Consider the following 1,072-nt stretch of genomic DNA (forward strand, 5'->3'; position numbering starts at 1 on the left):
TTTTTCCAAAACAATCTCTCAAAGCCGGATTATTCGAAAGGACTTTTTTGTTAGGAATAAAGATCCGTCCACCTCCTTCTTTTAAATACACTATATAATAAAATACACAAATTCATATATCAACTCAGGGAAAAGAGTCATTAAAGGACTCTTTTCTCTTTTACAAAATTAAAATAGAAAAAATGATAAAGCAGATAATACTTTTTTTAACAGTATTGCTTTCTGATATGATTTATAGTCAGATCGGGATAGGAACTGATAAAGTAAATCCCAATATAATTTTACAAATTGAGAGCCAGCCAACCAAAGGTAGGACTTACTATGGGGGATTATTAGCTCCTAGGATTAATCTTACAGCAACCAATGTATTTGCGCCTGTTGTAGGAACCAAAGTAACAGGTCTTTTGGTTTATAATACAGCAAGTGCAGGGACAGGAAATTTTGCAGTTACACCAGGGTTTTACTTTTGGAATAATTCTAGTTTGCTATGGGAAAAAATTGCCAAAAAGAATGCTCATGAAACCGCACTTTTTGCAAACCAAGATACAGCCACGGATCTAAATGCTGGGAGTACTTTGGCAGCTATATTTGCTAATGTTAGATTTAACAATAACACTAATTTATATGAAAAAGTAGATGATACCACTATAAAAATAAATGAGATTGGCTACTATAAAGTAGTTTTAAATCTTGATTTAGCTTCTTCAGGAGGAGCAGATAATTTTGGAGTGGAAATATATGTTAATAATACAAGTGACATTGTTTCAGATAACATATATATTCCCGGCAGATGGGATACTGAGGGAGGAGCAGAAGCTAACTTTCCTAACGGAAGGTCTTTCATACTATATGTTCCAATAAATCAAGCAGGGTATACACTAAGCGTGAGAACCTATGATATAGACCCAGGGACAGATGTCCGCTTCAAAAATGCAAATACCTCAACCATATCCATTGAAAAAATTAGATAACCATGAAAAGATATTTATATACCACCCTTTTTATTTTTATAATTGCTGCCGAAGCTTTGTCCCAGGTTGGAATTAACACCTCTGTTATACAAGATGGGGTT

At 34.0% G+C, this 1,072-nt stretch carries 1 protein-coding gene; it reads left to right on the forward strand.

The window, feature by feature from the left end; genetic code table 11:
* The first annotated feature begins 182 nt into the window (after nt 1-182).
* On the forward strand, nt 183-971 hold the full coding sequence (locus tag HHL23_RS22355; protein ID WP_169236943.1) for a hypothetical protein: 789 nt from the start codon (nt 183-185) through the stop codon (nt 969-971).
* Nucleotides 972-1,072 lie beyond the last annotated feature (101 nt).

It is taken from the genome of Chryseobacterium antibioticum, assembly GCF_012927325.1.
Classification (GTDB): domain Bacteria; phylum Bacteroidota; class Bacteroidia; order Flavobacteriales; family Weeksellaceae; genus Chryseobacterium; species Chryseobacterium antibioticum.

Bases quoted from the DNA above. Each gene is read 5' to 3' on its own strand.
- HHL23_RS22355 (WP_169236943.1), top strand. From the start codon at position 183: ATGATAAAGCAGATAATACTTTTTTTAACAGTATTGCTTTCTGATATG.